Source organism: Xanthobacter wiegelii, assembly GCF_043193855.2.
In the GTDB taxonomy this organism is placed as follows: Bacteria; Pseudomonadota; Alphaproteobacteria; order Rhizobiales; family Xanthobacteraceae; genus Xanthobacter; species Xanthobacter flavus_A.
In genome coordinates this window covers 596,454-621,049 of sequence record NZ_CM195529.1, presented here as the reverse complement: position 1 = coordinate 621,049, position 24,596 = coordinate 596,454, and the positions used below count along the sequence as shown (strand labels likewise).

General features: G+C 69.0%; 20 protein-coding genes. 16 read left to right on the top strand and 4 right to left on the bottom strand.

Annotated features, from left to right (window positions below; all coding sequences use genetic code 11):
• Positions 1-12: 12 nt before the first annotated feature.
• From V5F63_RS02795 to V5F63_RS02775, 5 genes are read left to right on the top strand one after another with little or no spacing between them, the layout of a single operon-like run.
• On the top strand, positions 13-1,605 hold the full coding sequence (locus V5F63_RS02795) for a DUF294 nucleotidyltransferase-like domain-containing protein (RefSeq protein ID WP_394101524.1): 1,593 nt from the start codon (positions 13-15) through the stop codon (positions 1,603-1,605).
• The gene (locus tag V5F63_RS02790; protein ID WP_394029541.1) at positions 1,602-1,868 is read left to right on the top strand and encodes a hypothetical protein; all 267 of its coding nucleotides are present in this window, start codon (positions 1,602-1,604) and stop codon (positions 1,866-1,868) included. Before V5F63_RS02795 ends, V5F63_RS02790 begins: the two co-directional genes overlap by 4 nt.
• A gap of 9 nt (positions 1,869-1,877) precedes the next feature.
• Complete coding sequence (locus V5F63_RS02785) at positions 1,878-4,664, top strand: ATP-binding protein (RefSeq protein WP_394101523.1); 2,787 nt, start codon at positions 1,878-1,880, stop codon at positions 4,662-4,664.
• A 12-nt stretch (positions 4,665-4,676) separates the two neighbouring features.
• Positions 4,677-5,120 carry a response regulator transcription factor gene (locus V5F63_RS02780; protein ID WP_168462217.1) on the top strand — a complete coding sequence of 148 codons (444 nt, stop codon included), beginning with the start codon at positions 4,677-4,679 and terminating at the stop codon, positions 5,118-5,120.
• Positions 5,117-7,291 carry an exonuclease domain-containing protein gene (locus V5F63_RS02775; RefSeq protein WP_394101522.1) on the top strand — a complete coding sequence of 725 codons (2,175 nt, stop codon included), beginning with the start codon at positions 5,117-5,119 and terminating at the stop codon, positions 7,289-7,291. Before V5F63_RS02780 ends, V5F63_RS02775 begins: the two co-directional genes overlap by 4 nt.
• 9 nt (positions 7,292-7,300) lie before the next feature.
• Here the strand turns inward: V5F63_RS02775 and V5F63_RS02770 are convergent, their stop codons facing one another.
• Positions 7,301-8,014 carry a hypothetical protein gene (locus tag V5F63_RS02770; RefSeq protein WP_394101521.1) on the bottom strand — a complete coding sequence of 238 codons (714 nt, stop codon included), beginning with the start codon at positions 8,012-8,014 and terminating at the stop codon, positions 7,301-7,303.
• A gap of 180 nt (positions 8,015-8,194) precedes the next feature.
• On the opposite strand from V5F63_RS02770, the gene V5F63_RS02765 reads away from it, so the two are divergent.
• Entirely contained in the window at positions 8,195-8,701 is a 507-nt protein-coding gene (locus tag V5F63_RS02765) for a TIGR02444 family protein (RefSeq protein ID WP_394101520.1), read from the top strand.
• A gap of 3 nt (positions 8,702-8,704) precedes the next feature.
• Here the strand turns inward: V5F63_RS02765 and V5F63_RS02760 are convergent, their stop codons facing one another.
• From V5F63_RS02760 to V5F63_RS02750, 3 genes are all read right to left on the bottom strand, one after another.
• Positions 8,705-10,135, bottom strand: a complete 1,431-nt coding sequence (locus tag V5F63_RS02760) for an FAD-binding oxidoreductase (protein WP_394101519.1) — start codon at positions 10,133-10,135, stop codon at positions 8,705-8,707.
• The gene (locus V5F63_RS02755; protein ID WP_394101518.1) at positions 10,132-11,427 is read right to left on the bottom strand and encodes an alpha-hydroxy acid oxidase; all 1,296 of its coding nucleotides are present in this window, start codon (positions 11,425-11,427) and stop codon (positions 10,132-10,134) included. Before V5F63_RS02755 ends, V5F63_RS02760 begins: the two co-directional genes overlap by 4 nt.
• A 64-nt stretch (positions 11,428-11,491) precedes the next feature.
• Entirely contained in the window at positions 11,492-12,481 is a 990-nt protein-coding gene (locus tag V5F63_RS02750; protein WP_209487593.1) for a LysR family transcriptional regulator, read from the bottom strand.
• Positions 12,482-12,744: 263 nt separating this feature from the next.
• Between V5F63_RS02750 and V5F63_RS02745 the strand changes: the two genes are divergently transcribed.
• The 10 genes from V5F63_RS02745 to V5F63_RS02700 all read left to right on the top strand — a co-directional run bounded on the left by V5F63_RS02745 (position 12,745) and on the right by V5F63_RS02700 (position 24,560).
• A complete protein-coding gene (locus V5F63_RS02745) occupies positions 12,745-13,365 on the top strand; it encodes a UbiX family flavin prenyltransferase (RefSeq protein WP_394101517.1) in 621 nt (206 codons plus the stop codon).
• A gap of 35 nt (positions 13,366-13,400) precedes the next feature.
• Positions 13,401-14,834 (top strand): UbiD family decarboxylase, encoded by a 1,434-nt coding sequence (locus tag V5F63_RS02740; protein WP_394101516.1) that lies wholly within the window; start codon positions 13,401-13,403, stop codon positions 14,832-14,834.
• Between the two features lie 85 nt (positions 14,835-14,919).
• Positions 14,920-15,960 carry an ABC transporter substrate-binding protein gene (locus V5F63_RS02735; RefSeq protein WP_209487590.1) on the top strand — a complete coding sequence of 347 codons (1,041 nt, stop codon included), beginning with the start codon at positions 14,920-14,922 and terminating at the stop codon, positions 15,958-15,960.
• Positions 15,961-16,015: 55 nt separating this feature from the next.
• Positions 16,016-16,852 carry an ABC transporter ATP-binding protein gene (locus tag V5F63_RS02730; protein ID WP_394101515.1) on the top strand — a complete coding sequence of 279 codons (837 nt, stop codon included), beginning with the start codon at positions 16,016-16,018 and terminating at the stop codon, positions 16,850-16,852.
• The gene (locus V5F63_RS02725; RefSeq protein WP_245327334.1) at positions 16,852-17,622 is read left to right on the top strand and encodes an ABC transporter permease; all 771 of its coding nucleotides are present in this window, start codon (positions 16,852-16,854) and stop codon (positions 17,620-17,622) included. The genes V5F63_RS02730 and V5F63_RS02725 overlap by 1 nt, the downstream gene beginning before the upstream one ends.
• A gap of 36 nt (positions 17,623-17,658) precedes the next feature.
• A complete protein-coding gene (locus V5F63_RS02720) occupies positions 17,659-18,498 on the top strand; it encodes a helix-turn-helix domain-containing protein (RefSeq protein WP_209487588.1) in 840 nt (279 codons plus the stop codon).
• A gap of 201 nt (positions 18,499-18,699) precedes the next feature.
• On the top strand, positions 18,700-21,696 hold the full coding sequence (locus V5F63_RS02715) for a xanthine dehydrogenase family protein molybdopterin-binding subunit (protein ID WP_394101514.1): 2,997 nt from the start codon (positions 18,700-18,702) through the stop codon (positions 21,694-21,696).
• Positions 21,693-22,517, top strand: a complete 825-nt coding sequence (locus V5F63_RS02710) for an FAD binding domain-containing protein (protein ID WP_394101513.1) — start codon at positions 21,693-21,695, stop codon at positions 22,515-22,517. The genes V5F63_RS02715 and V5F63_RS02710 overlap by 4 nt, the downstream gene beginning before the upstream one ends.
• The gene (locus V5F63_RS02705) at positions 22,505-23,023 is read left to right on the top strand and encodes a (2Fe-2S)-binding protein (RefSeq protein WP_394101512.1); all 519 of its coding nucleotides are present in this window, start codon (positions 22,505-22,507) and stop codon (positions 23,021-23,023) included. The genes V5F63_RS02710 and V5F63_RS02705 overlap by 13 nt, the downstream gene beginning before the upstream one ends.
• Positions 23,016-24,560 carry an AMP-binding protein gene (locus tag V5F63_RS02700; protein ID WP_394101511.1) on the top strand — a complete coding sequence of 515 codons (1,545 nt, stop codon included), beginning with the start codon at positions 23,016-23,018 and terminating at the stop codon, positions 24,558-24,560. The genes V5F63_RS02705 and V5F63_RS02700 overlap by 8 nt, the downstream gene beginning before the upstream one ends.
• Positions 24,561-24,596 lie beyond the last annotated feature (36 nt).

The following is a 24,596-nucleotide window of genomic DNA, read 5'->3' as shown; positions in this document are numbered from 1 at the left end:
TAGGCTGAAACCATGCCACGGCCGGACGACATGACCGGCCCCCCGAACGGGGACCGCCGGGACGACGATCTCCGGGCCTACACGGCCCGGGGAGCGGTGCCCCACGGTCCCGAGGACGCCCCCGCAGCGTCCGGCCCGCCCGCCCCCGGGCGGGCCTCGCCGTCTGAGCGGGACCGGCGCGAGCTGGTCTCCCTCATGACCTCGCGGGTGCGGGACGTCTATCTGCGCAAGCCTTTCTTCGTGGACGGGGCGACCGACCTCGTCACCCTCTGCCGCGACCTCTCCGCCCGCCGCCTCAGCGAGGCCGTGGTGCGCGATGGCGGCCGCATCGGCATCTTCACCACCACCGACCTGCGCGACGCGCTCACCCGCGACATGCCCCCCTCAGCCCTCACGGTGCGCGAGGTCGCGACCTTCGAGCCCTGGTGCATCGCCCCCGACGCGGAGCTGTTCGAGGCGCTCATCCTGATGCTCCGCCACCGCATCCACCGTCTGCTCGTGCGCGAGGGCGGCGGGCGGGCGACGGGAGCGGATGGCATCGTCGGCGTGCTTGGCCAGCTGGACCTGATGGCCTTCGTCGCCAACCATTCCCACTTGATCGCCCTTGAGGCCGCCCATGCGTCGAGCCTCGACGAGCTGAAGGCCGCCGCGCGGCAGATCGACAGCATGGTGGCGGTGCTCAGCGCCGACGGGGTGCGGGTGGAGGTGATCGCCGCGCTGGTGGGAGAGCTGAACGCCCAGATCTTCCGCCGGCTGTGGGAGCTTCTGGCGCCGGAGGACTTGCGCGCCAATTCCTGCCTCGTGGTGATGGGCAGCGAGGGGCGCGGCGAGCAGATCATCAAGACCGACCAGGACAACGGCCTGATCCTCGCCGACGGCTTCGTTTTCGAGGGGCTCGATGACATCACCGCGCGCTTTACCGCGGCGCTGATCGATTTCGGCTATCCCCCCTGCCCCGGCGGCGTCATGCTCAGCCGGCCCACCTGGTGCCAGCCGCTCTCCGCTTTCAAGGAGACGCTGAAGGACTGGATCCACGGCGGCGTGCAGGATGGCCCCATGAATCTCGCCATCTTCCTCGATGCCGTGGCGGTGGCGGGCGACGCCTCCCTGCTCGCGGCGGCGCGGGCGCATGTGGATTTCCTGATGATGGGCGACCACGGCTATTTCGCCCGCTTCGCCCAGGCGGTGGAGCGCTTCGGCGACGGCGGAAGCTGGTGGAGCCGCCTGCCCGGCCTCTCAGGTCGCGGCGCGGCGGAGGTGGATCTGAAGAAGCTCGGCATCTTCCCGCTCGTCCACGGCGTGCGGGCGCTGGCGCTGGAGTATCGCATCACCGCGCTTGGTACTGCCGACCGGCTTGCCGCGCTGGTGGCGGAAGGGCGCATGGAGGAGGGCTTCGCCCGCGATCTCGCCGATGCGCTGCGTCTGTTCATGGGCATGAAGCTCGCCAGCAACCTCCGGCAGATCGCCGGCGGCCGCCCGCCCAGCAACGCGCTCCGCCTCGCCGATCTCGGCACGCTGGACCGGCAGGCGCTGAAGGAGGCCCTCGCCATCGTGCGCGGCTTCAAGCAATGGCTCTCCCGCCACTACCGGTTCGACGCCTTATGACCCCCCGAAGCGCCGAGCCGCCGGGAGGGCGCGGGCCGGACCGCCAGGTGCTGATCGCGCTGGCGGCATTGGGAATGCTCGCCTTCAATTTTCCGCTGCTGGCGGTGTGGGATAGCGAGGCGACCGTCTTCGGCCTGCCGTTGCTGCCGGTGGCGCTGTTCGCCATCTGGGGGGCGCTGATCGCAGCCCTGGCCGTCGCCAGCGAACGCCGGGGGCATGGCGCGGCCGGACCCTTCCTCCCCGCCGAACCGGACGAGCCCTGAGGCGGCGCGATGGCACCCGCTTCCTTCCCCGCTCTCTCACCCGCCCTGGTCATCGGCGCCGCCGCGCTCTATCTCGCGGCCCTGTTCGCCATCGCCGCCTTCGCCGACCGGCGCGCGCGGGAGGGCCGCTCGCTGATTGGCAATGCGTGGGTCTATGGCCTGTCGCTGGCGGTCTATTGCACCGCCTGGACCTATTTCGGCAGCGTCGGCCGGGCGGCGACCACGGGCGTGTGGTTCCTGCCCATCTATCTCGGCCCCACGCTGGTGATGCTGGTGGCCTGGGTGGTGGTGCGCAAGATGATCCGCATCGCCCAGACCTACCGCATCACCTCCATCGCCGATTTCATCGCCTCCCGCTACGGCAAGAGCCCGCTGGTGGCGGCGGTGGTGACGCTGATTACGGTGGTCGGCATCGTCCCTTACATCGCGCTGCAGTTGAAGGCCGTCTCGGCCGGCTACACGGTGCTAACCGCCACAGGCGCACAGGCGCCGGCGCCGAGCTGGTGGCAGGACGGGACGCTGCTGGTGGCGCTCGCCCTCGCGCTGTTCACCATATTGTTCGGCACCCGCCACCTGGACAGCGCCGAGCGCCACGAGGGCATGGTGGCGGCGGTGGCGGCAGAATCCCTCGTCAAGCTCGTGGCCTTCCTCGCGGTCGGTGCCTTCGTCACCTACGGCCTGTTCGGCGGCTTCGCGGACGTGTGGGCGCGCGCCTCGGCGCTGGCGGGGGTGAAGGGGCTGCTCACGCTTTCCGGCGCGGGCAATTTCGCCTGGGCGCAATGGTTCAGCCTCACTTTGCTCTCCGGCCTGTCCGTGCTGCTGCTGCCCCGCCAGTTCCAGATGATGGTGGTGGAGTGCGTGGATGAGCGGCACCTCAAGCGCGCCGCCTGGGTCTTCCCGGCCTATCTCCTCGCCATCAACATCTTCGTCCTGCCCCTCGCCCTCGGCGGGCTCGTGCTGCTCGGCAAGGGCGCGGACCCGGAGACCTTCGTCCTCACCCTGCCGCTTGCGCACGGGGCCGGCGGACTGGCGCTCATCGCCTATGTGGGCGGGCTCTCGGCGGCGACGGGGATGCTGATCGTCGAGACCATCGCCGTCTCCACCATGGTCTGCAACGACCTGGTGATGCCGGCGCTGCTGCGCCTCAAGCTCATCCGCGCGGACGGGGGCGACCTCACCCGTCTGCTGCTCAATATCCGCCGCGCCGCCATCCTCGGCGTGCTGCTGCTGGGCTATCTCTATTTCGTCGTGGCGGGGGAGGCCTATGCGCTGGTCTCCATCGGCCTCATCAGCTTCGCGGCGGTGGCGCAGTTCGCCCCGGCGCTGCTCGGCGGCATGTACTGGCGCGGCGCCACGCGCCTCGGCGCGCTGGGCGGGCTCCTCGGCGGCTTCGCGGTGTGGGCCTATACGCTGATGCTCCCCTCGGTGGCGAAATCCGGCTGGATGGACGGCGCCTTCCTCACCCACGGTCCGTTCGGCATTGCCGCTTTGGCCCCCGAACGGCTGTTCGGCCTCTCCGGCCTCGACAATCTCTCCCACGCCTTGTTCTGGAGCCTGCTCGTCAACGGCGTGCTCTATGTGGGGCTCTCGCTCTGGCGCGCGCCGTCCGGGCGGGAGGCGAGCCAGGCGCTGCTGTTCGTGGACGTGTTCGCCCGCGGCCGCAGCGCCGCCGATCCCGTCTTCTGGCGCGGACGGGCACGGCGCGCCGACCTGGAAGCCCTCGCCCGCCGCCTGCTCGGCGCGGAGGCCGCCCGCCAGATCTTCGAGGCGCACGCCCGCGATAGCGGCACCGGCGACGTGACCGACCTCACCGCCGACGCCCGCCTCGTCGACATCGTGGAACGCCGCATCGCCGGCGCCGTCGGCTCCGCCTCGGCCCGCGTGCTGGTCGCGGCGGTGGCGGACGAGGAGCCGCTCGATGCCGGCGACGTGATGGACATCCTCAACGAGGCGTCCCAATTGCGCGTCTATGCCCGCGCGCTGGAGGAGAAATCCCGCTCGCTGGAGATCGCCTCCGCCGAGCTTTCCGCCGCCAATGCCCAGTTGCGCACGCTCGACGAACTGAAGGACGACTTCATGTCGTCCGTGACCCACGAATTGCGCACCCCGCTCACGGCCATCCGCGCCTTGTCCGAGCTGATGCTGGACACGCCGGACATGGAGGAGGCGCAGCGGCAGGATTTCCTGCGCATCATCGTTGCCGAGAGCGAGCGGCTGGGCCGGCTGGTCAACCAGGTGCTGGACATGGCCAAGATCGAATCGGGCCATGCCGAGTGGCACAGCACCGACGTCGACTTGCGTACCCTCGTCGCCGACGCGGTGAAGGCAACGGCGGAACTCGCCCGCGCCAAGGGCGCGGAGATCGTGCTCACCGCGCCCGATACCGTGCCGGCCATCAAGGCCGATCCCGATCGCCTCACGCAGGTGATGCTGAACCTCATCTCCAACGCCGCGAAATTCGTGCCCGCGCAAGGCGGACGCATCGACGTGCGGCTCATCGCCGATGCCGATGGGCTGGAGGTGCAGGTGGAGGACAACGGCCCCGGCGTACCGCCCGCCGATCGGGACACCATCTTCGAGAAGTTCCGCCAGGGCGGCGACGCCCTGAACCGCCCGCCCGGCACCGGGCTCGGGCTTCCGATCAGCCGCCGGATCGTGGATCATTTCGGCGGCAAGATCTGGCTGGATCAACGGGAGGGGAAAGGCGCATGCTTCGCCTTCCGGCTGCCGCTCCGGCGAGACGGGGCGAACGCCCCGAAACAAACAAATTCGGCAGAAGCCGAAGAGACCACATGAGGAGGAAACGCCATGGACAGGGAGATCGCAGTGGAGACGGGACCGACGCCCGCGCCCTGCCCCCAGGGGGCCAAGGTGCTCATTGCCGATGACGAGCCGAACATTGTCGTCTCGCTGGAATTCATGATGAAGCGCGAGGGCTTCGCCGTGCTGGTGGCGCGCGACGGGCGCGAGGCGCTGGAGACGATCCGCCGCGAGCATCCCCGCCTCGTGCTGCTGGACGCCACCATGCCCGGCATGAGCGGCTTCGACGTGTGCGAGGCGGTGCGGGCGGATGCCGAGGTGCGCTCCACCCGCATCGTCATGCTCACCGCCAAGGGCCGCGAGACCGACATGGCCCGCGGCGTGGGGGCGGGGGCGGACGCCTATGTCACCAAGCCCTTCTCCACCCGAGAGCTGATGCAGAAGGTGAAGGACATGCTGGCCGAGCCGCCCGCCGGGAGCCTGCCCGCATGAGATTGCCGCGGGGGACGGGTGCCGTTCTGGCCATGCTGCTGCCGGGGCTCGCCCTCGCTGTGTGGCTGGGGCTGGGCGCCGTCTTCCTGCTGATGGCGCTGGACGGCGCGGCACGCTCCACGCTTCTGGGCGCCCTCGCCCCGGTGGCCGACAGCCACGGCATGGTTCTGGTGCTGTGGTGGGTGCTGTTTTCCGCCGCCTCCGGCCTGCTCGCGCGGCGGTTCTACACGGCCCATGTGGAGGGACCCGGGCGCCTCGCCGATGCGGCGCGGGTGCTGGCGGGCGACCCCTCAGCTCCTCCGGTTCCCGCCACCGGCCCGGCGGGGCTGAAGGCCTTGGGCGAGGTGGTGAACGATCTCGCCGCCCAGCGCCGCGCGCTTCAGGACGACATGGCCCGGCTCGTCGCCGAGGCGAGCCGCGACGTCGCCTTCCAGCGCGACCAGCTCGCCGCCTTGATGGCGGAACTGGAGCAGTCCGTGGTGGTGCTGAACCTCGAAGGCCGCATCCTCCTCTACAACGCCCGGGCTCGCACCCTCTTCCGCCGCCTGTTCCGCACGCCGGGAACGGGCGAAAGCGTGAGCGCCGATCCCATCGGCCTCGGCCGCTCCATCCACACCGTCATCGACCGCGCGCTGATCGACCATGCCCGCGAGCGCGTTGAGCGGCTGATGGGGCGGGGCGAGGCGCGGCCCTCCGCCCGTTTCGTCACCACCACGCCGCTCGGCCATCTGGTGCGGGTGCTCCTCGCCCCCGTGCGGGCCGAGGCCGGGGGCGCGGTGACGGGCCAGCAGATCACCGGTTTCGTGCTTCTGCTCGACGACATCACCGACGAGTACGAGGCCCGCGCCCGGCAGGACCGCACCCTCATCGACCTCTCCGAATCCGCCCGCGCCTCGCTCGCCGCCATGCAGGCGGCGCTCGACATGCTGGACTATCCCGACCTAGACGCACCCGACCGCGAGCGTTTTCAGGCCGTGGTGCGCGACGAGGTGACGGGCCTCGGTACGCGCCTGTCGCTCGCCGCGGAATCCACCAGCTTCACGGGCGCCCGCTGGCCCCTTCAGGACATGCTGGGCGCCGACCTTGCCGCCGCCGCCGCCCGCCGCATCGCCGCCGACACCGGCCACCCGGTGACGACGGACGACTTGGATGCGGACATTTGGCTGAGCGTGGACAGTTTCGCCCTCATCAGCGCACTCGCCTTCCTCGCGGCCCGCGTGGCCGAGGCGGAGGGCGGAGCCGATCCGGGCTTCGCGCTGCGCCTCGCGCGGGCCGGCGGGCGGGTGCATCTCGACCTCGCCTTCGCCGATGCCCATGCAGCGGCGGGCGGCGCCGGCTGGCAGAGCGCGCCCATAGGCGGCGCCGCGCAGCTTTCCGTGCGCGATGTGGTGGAGCGCCATGGCGGAGAACTCTGGCTGGAACGCCCGCGCACCGGCCTCGGCGCCTGTTTCCGCCTCCTGCTGCCGGCCGCCTCCGAGGGCCGTGCCGAAACGACTGCCCCGGCGGAAAGCCGGCCTGCCTTCTTCGATTTCGATCTGTTCGCCGCCAGCGCCGGCAGCCATGCCAGCGACGAGCGCCTTCTGAGCGAGCTCGCCTATACGGTGTTCGATACCGAGACTACGGGCCTCGACCCGGCGGGCGGGGACGAGATCATACAGATCGGCGCCACCCGCATCGTCAACGGCCGCATCCTCGGGAGCGAATGCTTCGACCAATTGGTGGACCCCGGCCGCACCATCCCGGAGGCGGGCATCGCGGTGCACGGCATCCGGCCGGAGATGGTGCGCGGCAAGCCCCGCATCGGCGCAGTTCTGCCGGCTTTCCATGCCTTCGCGGCGGAGACGGTGCTGGTGGGCCACAACGTCGCCTTCGACATGCGCTTCCTCGCTCTGAAAGAGGAAGCGAGCGGCGTCGCCTTCGACCAGCCGGTGCTGGACACCCTGCTCCTCGCCGGCCTTGCCCATCCGGGCGAGGAGAGCCACAGCATGGAGGCCATCGCCGGCCGCCTCGGCGTCACCGTCGCCGGCCGCCATACGGCGCTGGGCGATGCGCTGGTGACGGCGGAGATCTTCCTGAAACTGCTGCCATTGCTGCGCGCGCGCGGCATCCGCACGCTGGGCGAGGCGCGGGCGGCGGCGGCGACATCCTATTATGCGAAGCTGAAATATTGAGGCTTCACATCAGTCCGATATTTTATAGTCAAATACTGCACAAAACATATCTAACGCACGTTCAACTTCGTCAGCCACCATATTTAGCGCTTTCAAGATTTCTTCATTTTTAAATACTCCAGAGGCGAATACAAGCCGAAGAGGCGCCGCCGTCGCGCTCGGAACCCTTGCACCCTTAAAATAAATTGCTGGCCGCGATCTATCGTGCGCTAGAGCAATAATGTCTTGGTGTTTATCAACAATATCCAGCTTGTGGAGGCCCCACAGCAACCGATTCCCATCGGCTCCACCGTGAGGTCTTAAATTGATAAGAAGTTCTACAGCATCCTTGCGCGCCCAATTGAACCGGTGCTGCTCAATAACGCCGCGCTTCCCCCCCACTCCAGTCAGCTGCTCATGCGTCTCGCCGAATGGAAACTGAACTCGATCGGTCTTTCCTCCGCTCCGCTCAACCGCTTCTACAGCCATCAAATCGAGCGCAGCCCTTAGATTGTGGGCCGCATCACCCACGCAACAGGCGACTTCGTCCAAATGTCGTTCCTGAATTGGTAATTCCGGCACAATGCCACGGTGAAGTCTTTTGGCCCAGACAGACGCGCTGAGACCGACCATTTGCGCATTGTGCTGCCTAAAGATGGCGTCGACCGCAGGCATCATCTCGGCAATGTGATGGCGGCCGCGACGAACCTTTACCCTTGCGGTATGGAACAATTCTGCGCTCAATCAATAGCTCCCGACCCACCCGATTTCCGCCACCAACGAGCCCACTTAGAATATAGCGGACAACATCAATCGTAAACGATGTGGACGAGTGAAGCAGCCTTCCACCGGCGCGGCAATGCGGATGAATTGCGCCGGCCACGCGCCTCCCTTAAGCCTGCGGAACCGACGAGAAATGGCGCGATGATGGCGGACGAGACCACCACACTGAAGGACTTCGCCCTCGCCCTCTATGGCCGGGAGGGCGTGCCGCCCGCCTGCCTCGCCTTGCAGGAAAGCGCCGGCATCGACGTCAACATCCTCCTCTTCGCCGCCTGGCGCGGGGCGGTGCTGCGGCGCGAGGTGGGGGCCGCCGACATCGCCGCCGCGCGGGCGCGCGTGGCGGAGTGGCACACGGACATGGTGAAGGCCCTGCGCGCCGTGCGCCGCCGCCTCAAGAGTGGCCCTGCCCCGGCGCCGGACGCGCGCACCACGAAACTGCGCGCGCAGGTGCAGGCCGCCGAAATCGCCGCCGAGATCATCGAGCTGGAGGAACTCGGCGCCCTCTCCGCGGGAGCGCCTGCGCCCGCCGGTGCCGATGGCGCCGCCCTCGCCTTTGCCGCCATGGCGCAGGTGGTGTCGTCGTTCGCCGGCCGGCCGCCCACGCCGGAGGAAGAGGCTGCCGTTCGCGCCATCGCGGGCGCGATCTGAGCCTCAGCGCGCCCGCAGCACCTTGCCGGGGTTCATGAGCCCGTGGGGATCGAGCGCCGCCTTCACGGCACGCATCAAATCCAGCTCCACGGCGGATTTGTAGTGCTCGGCTTCCGCGACGCGCAGCTGGCCGAGCCCGTGCTCCGCGCTGATGGAGCCGCCGAGGTCGGCCACCACGTCATGGACGATGCGGTTGATCTCGCCGGCGCGCGCCCGGCGCTGCTCCTCGGTCCAGTCGGCCGGCATCACCGGATTGTAGTGGAGATTGCCGTCGCCCACATGGCCGAAGGTGAAGGGCAGGATGCCGGGAAAGCGCGTGGCGAGCGCCGCGTCGGCCCGTTCGACGAAGGCGGGGATGGCGGAGACGGGCACGCTGATGTCGTGCTTCACGCCCTTGCCGGCATGGGCCTGCGCTTCCGCCTGCGCCTCGCGCAGCGCCCAGAGATTGCGCCGCTGCGCGCCGGATGCGGCGATGACGGCATCGAGGATCAGGCCATCCTCGAGTCCCTCGCCAAGCAGCGTCTCCAGACCTGCGGCGAGGCTTTCGCCGCCCTCCTGCGCGCTCGCTTCGATGAGCAGAACCCACGGATACGCCTCAACGAAAGGAGAAACGAGGCCAGGTACGGCGGCGATGGCGTGGGTGAGGCTCGGCGCGCGCATCAGCTCGAAGGCGGAGAGGCTATCGCCGAGCCGCGCCTTCGCCTGCCCTAGCAGCGCGATGGCCGCCGCCGGATCGGGGATGGCGGCGAAGGCAGTCGCGATGGCGCGGGGGCGCGGGAACAGGCGCAGCACCGCCGCGGTGATGATGCCGAGCGTGCCTTCCGAGCCGATGAAGAGCTGCTTCAAATCGTAGCCCGCATTGTCCTTGCGGAGGCCGCGCAGGCCGTCCCAGATGCGCCCGTCCGGCAGCACCACTTCCAGCCCGAGGGCGAGCGCGCGCATGTTGCCATAGCGCAGAACCTGCGTGCCGCCGGCATTGGTGGCGAGATTGCCGCCGATGCGGCAGGAGCCTTCCGAGGCGAGGGTGAGCGGGAACAGCCGGTTCACCCGCTCCGCCTCCGCCTGCACCTCGGCCAGGGTCACGCCGGCCTCCACGGTGAGGGTGTCGTTGGCCACGTCCACCGCCCGCACCTTGCGCATGCGATCGACGCTGAGGATGACGGCGGCGCCCGATCCGTCCGGCTGGGCGCCGCCGGCAAGGCCGGTATTGCCCGCCTGCGGCACGATGGGAATACGCGCCTCGGCACACAGGCGCACCACCTCCGCCACCTCCTGCGTGGAGGCCGGGCGCAGCACGAGGGCCGCCGCGCCGCGGAAGGTCGCGCCGACGGACGTGCGGAAGGGTTCGGTGTCGGCGGGGCTTTCCAGCACGCCCGCCGGGCCGACCGCCTGCCGGAGGCGATCGAGGACGGCGGCGTCGGGATGGGCCGTCACGGCCGGAACACGAAGGCTTGTTCGTGGCGACGCTCCACGCCCTTGAGCGAAGGGAGGTCGCGCACGCCGAGCTGGCCCATGGCGACCTGGACTTCCTCGGTGAGCATCTCCGCCACATAGTCCGCGCCGCCGTCGCCGATGCCGGCGAGGCCGATGAGGAAGGCGCGGCCGCAGAAGGTGCCCGCCGCCCCCAACGCCAGAGCGCGGGCCACATCGAGGCCGGAGCGGATGCCGCTGTCATAGAAGATGGTCGCCCGGTTCCCGACAGAGGCGGCGATGGCCGGCAGCACGTCGATGGCCGCGGGCGCGGCATCGAGCTGGCGGCCGCCATGGTTGGAGACGAGGATGCCGTCCACGCCGATGGAGATCGCCATCTCCGCATCGGCGGGATGCAGGATGCCCTTCATCACCAGAGCCCGCGGCCAGGCATCGCGCAGGCGCTTCACGGCCTCCCACGAAAAGGTGCCCTTGATCTCGCTCTGCACGAAGCCGGCGGTCCTGGGCAGCGTCGCGGGCGCTTCCACATAGGGTGCCATGTTGGCGAATTGCGGCGTGCCCGCCTTCGCCAGCGCGAGCGCCCATGGCAGGGCCAGGGCCACGTCGCGCACGGTGCGGACCGTGGTGCGGAAGGGGACGACGAGGCCGTTGTTCAGATCGCGCGGGCGCTTGGAGCGCACGGGGGCGTCGAGGGTCGCGACGAGGGCGCGGGCGCCCGCAGCCTCGGCCCGGCGCACCAGATCGATCGTGACGAGATGATCGCGGCCCGGCAGACCATAGAGCTGGAACCAGGTGCAGTCACCGGCGAGCGCCGCCACCTCCTCGATGGAGGCGCTGGCGAGGGTGCCGACCACATAGGGAATGCGCGCCTTCGCCGCCGCCTTGGCGAGGAGCTTTGTGGCGCCGGGCCAGACCAGGCCGTCCACGCCCACCGGCGAGATGCCGATGGGGGCGCTGTAGCGGGTGCCGAAGAGATCGACGCCGCAATCCACCGGGCCGGGCGCGCCATAGCGCGGCACCAGCTTCACGGCGTCCAGCGCAGCGCGGTTCTCGGTGATGCCCACATCGGCGCCGGTTCCGCCTTCGAGGAAATCCCAGGCGAAGCGGGGGATGCGGCGGCGGGCGGCGCGTTCCAGATAGTCCAGCGTCGGCATCCGCTGCTTCAGCCGCGCGGCGGCGCTGGTGCCGGAGCCGGCGCCCCAGGCGGCCGCAGGCGGTGAAGCTGCGGCCGGCGAGGCGGCGGCGGGTGGAACGGTCCCGGCGCTCTCGCCACGTTCTCTTGCCACGTTTGCCATGGCGTTTCCTCGTCTTGTCTCGTTAGCGCTGTGGTTAAGCGCGGGGGGCCATCACCGCAAATAATTACGGGTTATCGGCCAGATCAGCGCGACTGATCTTGCCCCGTCCGCGCCGCCGCGCGGGCGGCACGGGCGCCGCCGCGCGCACGAAGGTGGCGGCGGAGGTGGCGGCATCCACCAGATCCTGCCGGATCACCTCCACCACCGCATGGGCCGCCGCCGAGATGGCCCGGCGCGGGTGGTGCACCACGGCGATGGACCGCGTGAGCGGGGCGGCGAAGCGATGCCCGCGCACCCGTCCGGCCGCAAGCATCTGATGCAAGGCGATGGTGGGCAGCACGGTGGCGAGGTCCGTCGTCGCCACCACCTCGCAGATGGCGGAGAGCGTGTCGATCTCGATGCGCGGCTTCAGCTCGATGCCGGCCTCCGCCGCCTGCGCCTCAAGGATCGCCCGCAGGCCGTGGCGCTTGGACGGCAGCACCAGATCGAGCCCGCCAAGATCGGCAAAGCCGAGGCCTTCCGGCACATTGATGGGGGAATCGGTGCGCGTGGCGAACACCATCTCTTCGTCGAGAATGTGCTGGGACGCGAGCCCCCTTTTCTGCCGTGGAACATTGATGATGGCGAGGTCGAGCTGGCCGGTCGTCACCCAGTCCATCATGGTCTCGGTGTAGCCCTCGCAGGCGGAGAATTCCACGTCCGGGTAACGCGCGGCGACGGTGGCGGAGGAATTCGCCAGCGTGCTCTGCGCCACCGAGGTGATGAGCCCCACCACCACCCGGCCGGACACCCGCCCGTCGAGCCGGGCCATCTCCTGCATGGCGTGCTCCACGTCCCGCACGATGGGCGAGATGAGCCGCGCCAGCGCCTCCCCCGCGGGCGTGGTGGAAACGCCGTGGGCGGTGCGGTCAAAGAGCTTCTTGCCGAACTCCGCCTCGAGCTTGGCGATCTGCATGCTGAGCGCCGGCTGCACGATGTTGAGCTGGCGGGCCGCCCGGGTGACGTTGCCGGTCTCCGCAAGGCACAGGAAATACTGCATCTGCCTGAGATCCATCGCGGATTGTCCTTCGCGGCCACGCCTGAAATCAGTCGTAATGATGGCGCCGATAATCATTCATTATTTGCAGTGATTACGACCTTTGTCTATGACTCGATAACCGGCTCATGGAGCCGTCGCCCAGAAGGCCGAAACGGCCCGTGGCGGGGAGGGATCGTCGGCAAGGCCGGGCGCATGGCGCCCGAATGATGCGCCTTGCCTTTCCCCACATCTCCCGTCCGGCCTCGGCCACACGTGCGGCAGCACGCGGAGGAGATGCCATGCAGGATCACAAGCGTCTCGTCGTCGGCATCTCCGGCGCCTCCGGCGTGATCTATGGCGTGCGGATGCTGGAGCTTCTGCGCGCGGCCGGCATCGAGACGCACCTCGTCATGTCCCGCACCGCCGAGATCACGCTCGCCCACGAGACCGACCGCAAGGTGGCGGAGGTGAAGGCCCTCGCCAGCGTCTGCCATTCCAACGACGACATGGCGGCCGCCATCTCCTCCGGCTCGTTCCGCACCATGGGCATGGTGGTCGCGCCCTGCTCCATGCGCTCCATGTCGGAGATCGCGTCCGGCGTCACTTCGAGCCTGCTCAGCCGCGCCGCCGACGTGGTACTGAAGGAGCGCCGCCGTCTGGTGCTGATGGCGCGCGAGACGCCGCTGCACACCGGCCACCTGCGCACCATGACTGCGGTGTCCGAGATGGGCGCCATCATCTCCCCGCCCATGCCGGCCTTCTATTCGCGCCCCGCCAACCTCGAAGAAATGATCGATCACACGGTGGGCCGGGTGCTCGATCTGTTCGACATCGAGGTGGGGGCCGTGCGCCGCTGGGGCGAGGCGAGCGGCCCGCGCCGCCGCAAGGCCCCGCTGCGCCAGATCGCGCCCGCCAGCTGACCTCCCGAATATCCCGACCAGCGGAACCTGAAAACATGTTGGAACCCCGCCCCCGTCCCGCCGCCCAGACCCCGCCGGATCTGCGCACCTGGCTCGCCGACCTCGCCGCGCATGGCCGTCTGGCGGTCGCGCGGGAAAACCTGCCGCTGGCCGACAATCTCGCCGCCGTGGCGAAGCGCACCGAGCGCGACAAGGCCGTGCTCTTCCCCCATCCGGTGGGCGTGGACGGCAAGGCTCACGACATGCCGGTGGTGGTGAACCTCTTCACCCAGCGCGCATGGGTGGCCGATTCCCTCGGCGTCAGCGAGGACCAACTGCTGCCCCACTTCCTCGCCGCCGCCGCGAAGCCGACGCCATGCGTGGAAGTCACCTCCGCCCCGGTGCAGGAGGTGGTGCACACCGAGGTCAATCTCCTCGCCCAGCTTCCCATTCCCTCGCACAACGAGCTGGACAGCGGCCCCTACATCACCGCCGGCCTGCTGATCGCGCGCAATCCCGTCACCGGGGTGCAGAACGTCTCGATCCACCGCTGCCAGATCAGCGGACCGAACCGCATCGGCGTGCTGCTGCTGCCCCGCCATACGCTCGCCTACTACCGCATGGCGGAGGAGGCCGGCGCGGCGCTGGAGATCGCCATCGTCATCGGCGCGCACCCCGCGCTGCTCCTGGCCTCGCAGGCCATCTGCGCGCTGGATGAGGACGAGATGGAAATCGCCGGCTCGCTCCTCGGCCGCCCGGTCGAGGTGGTGAAGTGCAAGACCAATTCCGTGCGCGTGCCGGCCGCCGCCGAGATCGTGGTGGAAGGCCGCATCCTGCCCACGGTGCGCGAGCCGGAAGGCCCGTTCGGCGAATTTCCGCAATATTACGGCCCGCGCGCCGCCCGCGAGGTGATCGAGGTGGATGCGGTGACCCATCGCCGCCACCCCATCTACCACACCATCGTCGGCGGCTCGTTCGAGCATCTGGTGCTCGGCGGCGTGCCGCGCGAGGCGACGCTGCTGCAGCACCTCAAGCGGTCCTTCCCGAACGTGCTGGACGTGCGCCTCACCCGCGGCGGCACCTGCCGCTATCACCTCGTCGTCAAGATCGACAAGCAGCGCGAAGGGGAGCCCAAGAACATCATCCTGTGCGCCTTCGGCGGCCACTATGACGTGAAGCAGGTTGTGGTGGTGGACAAGGACGTGGACATCTCCAGCGCCGAAGAGATCGAGTGGGCGGTGGCGACCCGTTTCCAGGCCGATCGCGACATGGTGGTCGTCGCCGGCGCGCTCGGTTCCAAGCTCGACCCCTCCACCGACGAGGCCGGCATCAGCGCAAAGCTCGGCCTCGATGCCACCGCACCGCTCTCCGACGATCCCCTGTCCTTCCGCCGAATCCACGTGAAGGGCGAGGAGAGCGTGGACCTTGCCGAGGCGCTGGTGAAGGACCCAAATGCCGCCTTCGCCCGCATCGTTGCTCAGGTCTCCTGATCCCAAAGCAGCGCGGACGGCGTCCGCGCCCCAACACAGAAGCCGGGCGCCCCGCGCACCGGCCGCCAGCCCGGGAGGATTATTGATGTTCAAGACGACAACCCGCCGCCTCTTCTGCGCCGGAGCCTTTGCCGTCGCCTTCGCCGCCGCCGGCAGCGCGCAGGCCGCCGACAAGGTGAAGGTCGGCATCAACAATGTGGTGTCGGACGTGGTGTTCCACCTCGGCGTCGAGCGCGGCATCTTCGCCCAGGAAGGTCTGGAGGTGGAACTGATCGCCTTCGATTCCGGTCCGAAGATGGTCGCCCCGCTGGGCTCGGGCCAGATCGACGTGGGCGCCGGCGCCTCCTCCGCCGGGCTCTACAATGCGGCCGCGCGCGGCATCAACATCAAGGTGGTGGCGGACAAGGGCTCCACCCCGGTCCATTACGACTACATGCCCCTCATGGTCCGCAAGGAGCTGGTGGACTCAGGCAAGGTGAAGACCATCGCCGATCTCAAGGGCATGCGCGTCGGGTCCGTCGGCCCGGGCGCGGCGACCAACGCCAAGATGGCGCACATCCTCGCCAAGGCCGGCCTTACCTACAAGGACGTGAACCACAACTACATCGGCTATCCCCAGCAGATCGCCGCCTTCACCACCGGTGCCATCGACGCCGCCATCACCACCGAACCCTCCGTCACCCAGGCGGTGAACAACGGCGTCGCCGTGCGCTTCCTCGTGGACGGCTATCCCAACCAGCAGGTGGCCGTGCTGCTCTACGGCGGCGATTTCATCGCCAAGCGCCGCGACGTCGCCCAGCGCTTCATGAACGCCTATGTGAAATCGGCCCGCATCTTCAACGACGCCACCGCGGGCGGAAAGTTCGACGGCAAGGGCGCGGACGAGGTCGTCAAGACCATCATGCGCACCACCGGCCTCAAGGACGCCGAGCTGTTCAAGACCATGATCCCCAACGGCATCGACCCCGATGGCAAGGTCGATACGCAGAGCATGGCGGAAGACCTCAAGTTCTTCACCGAAAACGGCTATATCGAGCGCCCGGCCAAGGTCTCCGACGTGGTGGACACCTCGTTCGCGGAAGCCACCCTGAAGGCGCTCGGCCCGTACAAGGCCGCCCAGAACTGACGCGCACGCGGCGCCCTTGCGGCGCCGCCCCATCCGGCATCCGGAGGAAGCATTCATGGCCGTGGTGAGCATGTTGAACGTGAAGCCGAGCCCCGCGGAAGCGGCGCCGCCGGTGCAGATTTCCATGCGCGGCTTGCGCAAATACTTCGGCTCGTCCGGGTTCGTCGCGGTGGACGGCATCGACCTCGATATTCCGCAAGGCCAGTTCTTCGTCATCGTCGGCCCATCCGGATGCGGCAAGACCACCCTTCTGCGCATGCTCGCGGGTCTCGAGAGCGTCAGCGAAGGCACCATGAAGCTCAACCGGACCGACCCCAGCCGGCCGGAAAACTCCATGATCTTCCAGGGCGACAGCCTGTTCCCCTGGATGACCGTCTACGACAACGCCGCCTATGGCCTCAGGATGCGCGGCGTTGCCGAGAAGGACGTCGCGGAGAGCGTGAAGCTCTGGCTGGAGCGCATTGGCCTCTACCGCTTCCGCGACCGCTATCCCAACCAGCTCTCCGGCGGCATGCGCCAGCGCGTCTCCATCGTGCGCGCCTTCGCCAACGATCCGGAAATCCTGCTCATGGACGAGCCGTTTTCGGCCCTCGACGAGCAGAACAAGATGCTGCTGCATGAAGAATTGCTGCGCATCTGGGAAGCCACCAAGAAGACCGTTGTCTTCATCACCCATTCGGTTGACGAAGCGGTGACGTTGGGCGACCGCATCATGATCATGACCGCCAATCCGGGGCGCGAGAAGGCCATCATCGACGTGCCCTTCGCCCGCCCCCGCAACGTGCTGGAGCTGCGCCACGATCCCGCCTACGGCGATCTAGTGTTCCACATCTGGGAGCAGTTGCGCGACGAGGTGCAGCGCGCCCGCATGAGTGCCGAGGGAGGCAAGTGATGGCGAAGAGATCCGGCTTCATCGGCGAGCGCTTCATCGGGCTGCTGACACCCCTCCTTCTGCTCGGCCTGTGGGAGGCGGCGGCACGCATGGGGCTCGTCGATGCCCGCTTCTTCCCGCCGCCCTCCAGCATCGTCCACACCTTCGGCGCGCTGGTCGCTTCCGGAGAATTGTGGACGAACCTCCTCGCCAGCCTGCGCCGCCTGTTCCTCGGCATGCTGCTCGGCGGCGTGCCGGCGCTGTTCCTCGGCCTCGCCATGGGCATCTCGAAGCCCCTGCGCGCGGCCATCGACCCGCTGATCTCGGCGACCTACCCGATCCCGAAGAGCGCCATCCTGCCGCTGGTGCTGCTCATCTTCGGCCTCGGCGAGATGTCGAAGGTGGTGATGGTGGCGCTGGGCGCCTTTTATCCCATCCTCATCAATACGGTGATGGGCGTCGCCAACATCGACAAGATCTATCTGGACGTCGGCCACAACTACCGCGCCAGCCGCTGGCAGGTGTTCCGCACCATCGCGCTGCCGGGGGCGCTGCCCTCCATCATGGCCGGAGTGAAGCTCGCAATGGGCATGGGCCTCATCCTCATCGCCATCTCGGAGATGGTCGCCGCCTCGGACGGCATCGGCTACATGATCTGGAACGCCTGGCAGGTGCTCACCGTTGACACCATGTATGTGGGGCTGTTGGTTATTGCGCTGCTCGGCTTCGTCTTCTCCGTCATCCTCGACGAGATCGAGCGGATGCTGATCCCCTGGAAGGCGAAAGCTTGACCGGAAGATGAAAGTCTAAGCGGAGATACAGGCCGGATGTCGAACGCACTCCGGATCGCGCACGGGGCCTTCGGGCGGGTCGCCCTTCTGGACATGGACCGCCCGCTGGTGCGCCACGCGCATCCGCACTGCCACGTGCTCCTCAAGGTCGAGGGCGCGGACACGCAATTCGCGGTCTGTGAGGGGCTGGTTCCCCTCACAGACCGTTCGTGCGTCCTGGTGAACGGCTGGGAGCCCCATGCCTATGTGCATGATCCGAGCCGGCCGAAGACCATCATTCTCGCCCTCTATATCGAGCCGGGCTGGCTGAAGACCTTCCGCCCCGGCTGGGTCGCGTCGGGGGGCGCCGGCTTTTTCGAGCAGCCGGGGGGCGAGGTGTCGCCGCGCATCCACCGTCTCACCCACGACCTCGCCGCCGCCATGATGGCCGAGCCCGACGCCAAGGCAGTTCACGAGGCGCTGCTGGCCGACCTGATGATCGCCGTGGTGGAGCGCTTTACCCCCTGGCGCAGCTTCTCCATCCGCGCTTTGGACGGCCAGCGCCGCATGGACTGGCGCATCCGCCGCGTGGTGGACGCCATGCGCGCCAACCTCGCCGAGGAGGTGGACACGGCCACCCTCGCGAAGGAAGCGGGCCTCTCCCGCGCGCACTTCTTCCGCCTGTTCGAGGCCTCTACCAACGTGCCGCCGCGCATCTATCTCAACGTGATGCGGGTGGAGGCGGCGGTCGCGGCCGTCACCGCCGAAGACGGCAGCTTCACCCACATCGGCGAGCGCCTGGGCTTTGCCGCGCCCTCCCATTTCACCCGCTTCTTCCGCGACCACACCGGCGTGACGCCGAGCGAATTCCGCGCCATCTCCCGCATTGCAATGTGAGGTCGGCGTCGCGGGAAGGCGTTGCAGGCGCTCAACTCAAGAGGCGCTCGCCCCCTCTTTCTTCCCGCCGCACCGCACAACGCCGAATGAGACTCCTCGGTAAAAGCTGAGACGGCTCGGCATGGTCCGCGCCGCCCTCTCCCGGCACCTTCCCCCCAACCAACGCACCGCCTCCGCGGCGCGAATAAGGGAAGCGCCGGGATGCTGGATACGCCGCACGACAAGGCGGGGGAATGGGTCGGCCGCGCCATCGAGCGCGTGGAGGATGCCGCCCTTCTCACCGGCGGCGGCCGCTATCTGGACGATCTGGGCGTGAAGCCCGGCACCCTCCACATGGCGATCATGCGCGCGCCCCACGCCCATGCCGACATCGTCTCCATCGATACAGCTGCCGCCAGGGCGCTGCCCGGCGTCGCCGCCGTGCTCACCGGGGCCGATGTGGCACAGCTCACCACCTCCCTCGTGGTGGGGGTGAAGGCGCCGGTGGAATGCTGGCCCATGGCGGTGGATCGGGTGCGCTTCGTCGGCGAGCCGGTGGCCCTCGTGGTCGCGCAGGATCGCTACGTGGCGGAGGATGCCCTCGACCTCATCGAGGTCTCCTACGAGATGCGTCCCGCCGTGGTTGACCCGCTCGCCGCCATGGAAGAGGGCGCGCCGCTGCTGCACGACGGCTTCCCCCGCAACATCGCTTCCGACCGCACCTTCCGCTATGGCGACCCGGAGGCCGCCTTTACGGAGGCAGCACACCGCATCGCCATCTCGGTGCGCTATCCCCGAAACTCCTGCACGCCCATCGAGACTTATGGGCTCGTCGCCGAATACGACCCGCACGAGGATGCCTATGACGTCCTCGCCAATTTCCAGGGCCCCTTTTCCATCCATGCGGTGATCTCGCGGGCGCTGAAGGTGCCCGGCAATCGCCTGCGCCTGCGCACGCCCCGCGACAGCGGCGGCTCGTTCGGCATCAAGCAGGGGATCTTCCCCTACATCGTGCTGGGGGCCGTGGCGGCGCGGGTGTCCGGCCGGCCGGTGAAGTGGATCGAGGACCGCCTCGAACACCTCATGGCGTCCGTCTCCGCCACCAACCGCGCCACGACGCTCACCGCCGCGGTGACGGCGGACGGGCGCGTCACGGCGCTCGACTACGATCAGGTGGAGGATTGCGGCGCCCATCTGCGCGCGCCCGAGCCGGCGACGCTGTACCGGATGCACGGCAATCTCACCGGTGCCTACGACATCCGAAACCTCACCGTCCGCAACCGCGTGGTGGTGACCAACAAATGCCCCACGGGCCTCAATCGCGGCTTCGGTGGCCCGCAGGTCTATCTCGCCCTCGAACGGCTGATGCAGCGCATCGCCGTGGAACTGGGGCTCGACCCGCTGGAGGTGATCCGCCGCAATCTCGTGCCGGCGGACGCCTTCCCCTATCGCACCGCCTCCGGCGCGCTGCTCGATTCCGGCGATTACCCGAAGACGCTGGAGCTGGGCCTTGAGGCCGGCGATCTCGCCGAGCTTGTGGCCCGGCGGGAGACGGCGCGGGCGGAGGGCCGCATCTACGGCATCGGCTATGCCGCCGTGGTGGAGCCGTCCGTCTCCAACATGGGCTATATCGCCACCGTCCTTACCCCCGCCGAGCGTCACAAGGCAGGGCCGAAGAACGGCGCGCAGGCGACCGCCACCATCGCCATCGATCCGGTGGGTTCGGTCACGGTGCATGTCGCCTCCGTGCCGCAGGGCCAGGGCCACCGCACCGTGCTCTCGCAGGTGGTGGCGGACGTGCTGGGCTTGAAGCCCTCGGACATCCGCGTGAATGCGGAGATGGACACGGCCAAGGACGCCTGGTCCATCGCCTCCGGCAACTATGCCAGCCGCTTCGCCGCCGCCGTGGCGGGCGCTGCCAAGCTGGCGGCAGACCGCATCGCGGCGCGCCTCGCCCGCATCGCGGCCGCGCAGCTCAACGTGCCGGCCGAGGACGTGATGTTCTCAGGCGGCAGGATCGCCGCGCGCTCCAATCCCGCCAATGCGGTGCCCTTCTCCCGCGTCGCCGCGCTCTCCCACTGGTCGCCGGCGCAACTGCCGGAAGGGGTCGCGCCCACCATCCGCGAGACGGTGTTCTGGACCCCGCCGGAACTCACGGCGGCGGACGCGGGCGACCACATCAATTCCTCCCTCTGCCACGGCTTCATCTTCGATTATTGCGGCATCGAGATCGACCGCGACACGGGCGAAATCCGCATCGACCGCTACGTGACCGCGCATGACTGCGGCACCATCCTCCACCCCGGCATGGTGGACGGGCAGATCCGCGGCGGCTTCGCCCATGCGCTCGGCGCCGCGCTGCTGGAGGAATACGCCTATGGCGCGGACGGCAGCTTCCTGACCGGCACCTTCGCCGATTATCTCGTGCCCACCGCCATGGAGGTGCCCGAGCCGGTCATCGTCCATATGGAGACCCCCTCCCCCTTCACGCCGCTCGGCGCCAAGGGCGTGGGCGAAGGCAATTGCATGTCCACCCCCGCCTGCCTCGCCAATGCGGTGGCCGACGCGCTGGGCATCACGGACGTGCGCCTGCCGCTCGTGCCCTCCGCCGTCGCGGCGCTGATCCACGACGCGGAACCGCCCGCCCCTGCAGGCGCCCGCGCGATGCCTGCCCCAGCCCCGTCCGGCAAGGGCGAGCGGCTCATGCGCGGCGAGGGCAAGGCCCACGTTGCCGCCGTACCCGAAGCGGTGTGGGCCATGCTGCTGGACCCGGACACCCTCGCCACCATCATCCCCGGCGCCCACGACGTGCGCAAAGTCTCGGATACGAAATTCACCGCCGACGTGACGCTGGGCATCGGCCCGGTGAAGGGGCGCTACAAGGCGCAGGTTGCCCTCTCCGACCTAGATCCGCCGAAGGCCGTGACCCTCTCCGGCAAGGTGGACGGCAACCTCGGCTTCGGCGGCGGCTCCGGCCGCATCACGCTCACGCCGGACGGCGCGGGCGGGACGGAGCTTTCGTACACCTACGAGGCCTTCGTGGGCGGCAAGGTGGCGAGCGTCGGCGGCCGCCTGCTGGACGGCGCGGCGAAGGTCATCATCGGCCAGTTCTTCGCGGCCCTCGCGCGCAAATCGGGCGGCGGCAGGGCGCCGGAGGGTGGGCTCGTCTCCCGGCTCCGCGCCCGGCTCTCCGCACTGCTGGGGAGGGACGCGCGATGAAGCCCGCGGCCTTCGATTACGTCCGCGCCGAGAGCGTGGAGGAAGCGCTCGCCGTGCTGCGCGCGGAGGGTTCGGACGCCCGTATCCTCGCCGGCGGCATGTCCTTCATGGCCATGCTCAACATGCGCCTCGCCCGGCCCAAGGTGCTGGTGGACATCATGCGCGTCGCCCCCCTCGCCCGGATGGATGAGGAGAAGGGCGCGCTGAAGATCGGCGCCGGTGTGCGGCAGGCGCGGCTGCTGGCCTCCGACGGGCTGGCGCAGGCCGCCCCGCTCATCGCCAAGGCACTGCCCTTCACCGGCCACGCCCAGACGCGCAGCCGCGGCACCGTATGCGGCTCCGTCGCCCATGCTGATCCGAGCGCGGAGCTGCCGCTCTGCCTCGTGACGCTCAAGGGCCATGTGCATCTGAAAAGCGCAAAGGCCAGCCGCAAGGTGGCGGCGGAGGATTTCTTCACCGGCATGATGGCCACCGCCAAGGCGGATGACGAGATGATCGAGGCCGTCTCCTTCCCCACTGCGAAGGGCGAGGGCACCGCCTTCCGCGAGATCGCCCGCCGCCATGGCGATTTCGCCATCGTCGCCTGTGCGGCGCTGGTTTCGGAGAAAGGCATCCGCCTCGGCGTGGGCGGCGTCGCCGACATGCCGGTGGCGCGCGATTTCCCGCTCCTCGACGGCACCGCGCTGGACGACGCCCTGAACGCCTTCGCGTGGGAGCTGGACGCCCGCGACGACGTGCATGCCACCGCCCGCTATCGCCGCGAGCTGGTGCGCCGCATCGGCCGCGCCACCATCGAGGAGGCCAAAAGATGCCGCGCCTGAGCGCCGCCGCGCGCCACATTGTGCGCTTCACCCTCAACGGCCGCCCGGTTTCGGGGCAGGCCGCCCCGCGCACCCTGCTCTCCGATTTCCTGCGCCACGAGATCGGCGCCACCGGGACGCACGTCGGCTGCGAGCACGGCGTGTGCGGCGCCTGCACCGTGGACGTGGACGGCATGCTCACCCGGGCCTGCATGACCCTCGCCGTGCAGGTGGAGGGATGCGCCATCCGCACCGTGGAAGGCCTCGCCCCGGCGCCGGAACGCCTTTCGGTGCTGCAGGCCGCCTTCCGCCGCCACCATGCGCTGCAATGCGGTTTCTGCACTGCCGGCATCCTCATGTCGCTCGACGTGTTCCTGAAGGCGGAGCCCGACCCGAGCGAGGAGGCCGTGCGCGACCTGCTCTCCGGCCATCTGTGCCGCTGCACCGGCTACACGCCCATTGTCCGCGCCGCGCTGGAAGCGGCGGCGGAGCTTAGAGACGCCCAGGGGGAACCCGCCCATGCTTGACCTCGGCACCAGCTTCCTCGCCAGCGTGGCGCGCGATCCGGGAGCCATCGCCATCGTGGACGGCGACCTGCGCCTCACCTATCGGGACTGGCTGGCTAAGATCGGCGCGGTGGTCGCGGCCTTCGACCGGCTGGGGCTGAAGCCCGGCGACCATCTGGTGAGCGTGCTGCAGAACCGCTTCGAGGCGGCGACGCTGCACTGGGCCTGCCAGTTCGCCGGCATTGTCATCACCCCCATCAACTGGCGCAGCAAGGCCGACGAGATCGACTTCGCGCTGGAGAATGCCGAGGCCAAGGCGCTGGTGTTCGAGGCGGTGTCGGCCGAGGCGGTGCAGGGTGCCACGCGCGCCGCCGGGCTGCTCACCATCGCCGTTGGCACGAGCCTGGAAGGCGCCGTGCCTTTCGCCGAACTTCTGGCCGAGGCGACACCGGACCCGCTGCCACGGGCAGGGGCGGATGCCTGGTCCATCATGCTCTACACCTCAGGCACCACATCTCGCCCCAAGGGCGTGCCGCGCCGCCACCGGGCGGAGCGGGCGGCGGGCATCGCCCATGTGGCGCAGAACCTCTACCGGCTGGGCGAGGTGACCCTCGGCGTCATGCCGCTCTATCACACCATGGGGGTGCGCTCGCTCATCGCCATGTCGGTCATCGGCGGCACCTTCGTGTGCCTGCCGCGCTACGACACGAAGAGCGCGCTGGCGCTGATCGAGCGCGAGCGCGTCACCAACCTCTATCTGGTGCCGACCCTCTACCACGACCTCGTGCACGACCCCGCCTTCGCCTCTACCGACGTGTCGAGCGTGCGCAAGCTCGGCTTTGCCGGCGCCTCCATGACCGACGGGCTGCTGAAGAAGCTCGATGCCGAGTTCAAGCCCGAGCTGTTCGTGAACCATTACGGCTCCTCGGAAATCTACACCTTCACCATCGACCAGAAGGCGATCCTGAAACCCGGCTCGGCGGGCCGCGCGGGCATCAACCAGATGGTGCGCGTGGTGCGCCTCGGCGCGACCTCCGCCGAGGAAATCGCCGCCGAAGGTGAGGAAGGCGAGATCATCGCGCTGCTGGCGGGGGACGAATCCTTCGAGGGCTACTGGCGGCGCCCCGAGGCGGACGCGAAGTCCTTGCGCGACGGCTGGTACTTCACCGGCGACACCGGCTTCCTCGACACGGACGGCGACCTGTTCGTCACCGGCCGGGTGGACGACATGATCATCACCGGCGGCGAGAACGTCTCCCCAGTGGAAATCGAGAGCTGCCTCTCGCTGCACCCCGCCGTTTCCGAGGTGGCGGTGGTGGGCCTGCCGGACGAGAAGTGGGGCAAGATCGTCGTCGCCTTCGTCAAGCGCGCCGCGCCGGTGGAAGCGGAGGCGCTGGACGCCTGGTGCCGCACCTCGGGCCTCGCCAATTTCAAGCGCCCGCGCCGCTTCGTGTTCGTGGCCGACATCCCGAAATCCCCGGTAGGCAAGCTGCTGCGCCGCCAGCTCGTCGCCGGCGAATACGTGGCCGAGGCGGACGCCGCCCACTCCGCCGCCTGACCTCTTCTTGCAAATCCCCGATCATCCAGAAGGAAG

What these genes read in the sequence shown, in the direction of transcription:
- V5F63_RS02795 (WP_394101524.1), top strand. Translation starts at nt 13, where the DNA reads ATGCCACGGCCGGACGACATGACCGGCCCCCCGAACGGGGACCGCCGG.
- V5F63_RS02790 (WP_394029541.1), top strand. Translation starts at nt 1,602, where the DNA reads ATGACCCCCCGAAGCGCCGAGCCGCCGGGAGGGCGCGGGCCGGACCGC.
- V5F63_RS02785 (WP_394101523.1), top strand. Translation starts at nt 1,878, where the DNA reads ATGGCACCCGCTTCCTTCCCCGCTCTCTCACCCGCCCTGGTCATCGGC.
- V5F63_RS02780 (WP_168462217.1), top strand. Translation starts at nt 4,677, where the DNA reads ATGGACAGGGAGATCGCAGTGGAGACGGGACCGACGCCCGCGCCCTGC.
- V5F63_RS02775 (WP_394101522.1), top strand. Translation starts at nt 5,117, where the DNA reads ATGAGATTGCCGCGGGGGACGGGTGCCGTTCTGGCCATGCTGCTGCCG.
- V5F63_RS02765 (WP_394101520.1), top strand. Translation starts at nt 8,195, where the DNA reads ATGATGGCGGACGAGACCACCACACTGAAGGACTTCGCCCTCGCCCTC.
- V5F63_RS02755 (WP_394101518.1), bottom strand. Translation starts at nt 11,427, where the DNA reads ATGGCAAACGTGGCAAGAGAACGTGGCGAGAGCGCCGGGACCGTTCCA.
- V5F63_RS02750 (WP_209487593.1), bottom strand. Translation starts at nt 12,481, where the DNA reads ATGGATCTCAGGCAGATGCAGTATTTCCTGTGCCTTGCGGAGACCGGC.
- V5F63_RS02745 (WP_394101517.1), top strand. Translation starts at nt 12,745, where the DNA reads ATGCAGGATCACAAGCGTCTCGTCGTCGGCATCTCCGGCGCCTCCGGC.
- V5F63_RS02740 (WP_394101516.1), top strand. Translation starts at nt 13,401, where the DNA reads ATGTTGGAACCCCGCCCCCGTCCCGCCGCCCAGACCCCGCCGGATCTG.
- V5F63_RS02735 (WP_209487590.1), top strand. Translation starts at nt 14,920, where the DNA reads ATGTTCAAGACGACAACCCGCCGCCTCTTCTGCGCCGGAGCCTTTGCC.
- V5F63_RS02730 (WP_394101515.1), top strand. Translation starts at nt 16,016, where the DNA reads ATGGCCGTGGTGAGCATGTTGAACGTGAAGCCGAGCCCCGCGGAAGCG.
- V5F63_RS02725 (WP_245327334.1), top strand. Translation starts at nt 16,852, where the DNA reads ATGGCGAAGAGATCCGGCTTCATCGGCGAGCGCTTCATCGGGCTGCTG.
- V5F63_RS02720 (WP_209487588.1), top strand. Translation starts at nt 17,659, where the DNA reads ATGTCGAACGCACTCCGGATCGCGCACGGGGCCTTCGGGCGGGTCGCC.
- V5F63_RS02715 (WP_394101514.1), top strand. Translation starts at nt 18,700, where the DNA reads ATGCTGGATACGCCGCACGACAAGGCGGGGGAATGGGTCGGCCGCGCC.
- V5F63_RS02710 (WP_394101513.1), top strand. Translation starts at nt 21,693, where the DNA reads ATGAAGCCCGCGGCCTTCGATTACGTCCGCGCCGAGAGCGTGGAGGAA.
- V5F63_RS02705 (WP_394101512.1), top strand. Translation starts at nt 22,505, where the DNA reads ATGCCGCGCCTGAGCGCCGCCGCGCGCCACATTGTGCGCTTCACCCTC.
- V5F63_RS02700 (WP_394101511.1), top strand. Translation starts at nt 23,016, where the DNA reads ATGCTTGACCTCGGCACCAGCTTCCTCGCCAGCGTGGCGCGCGATCCG.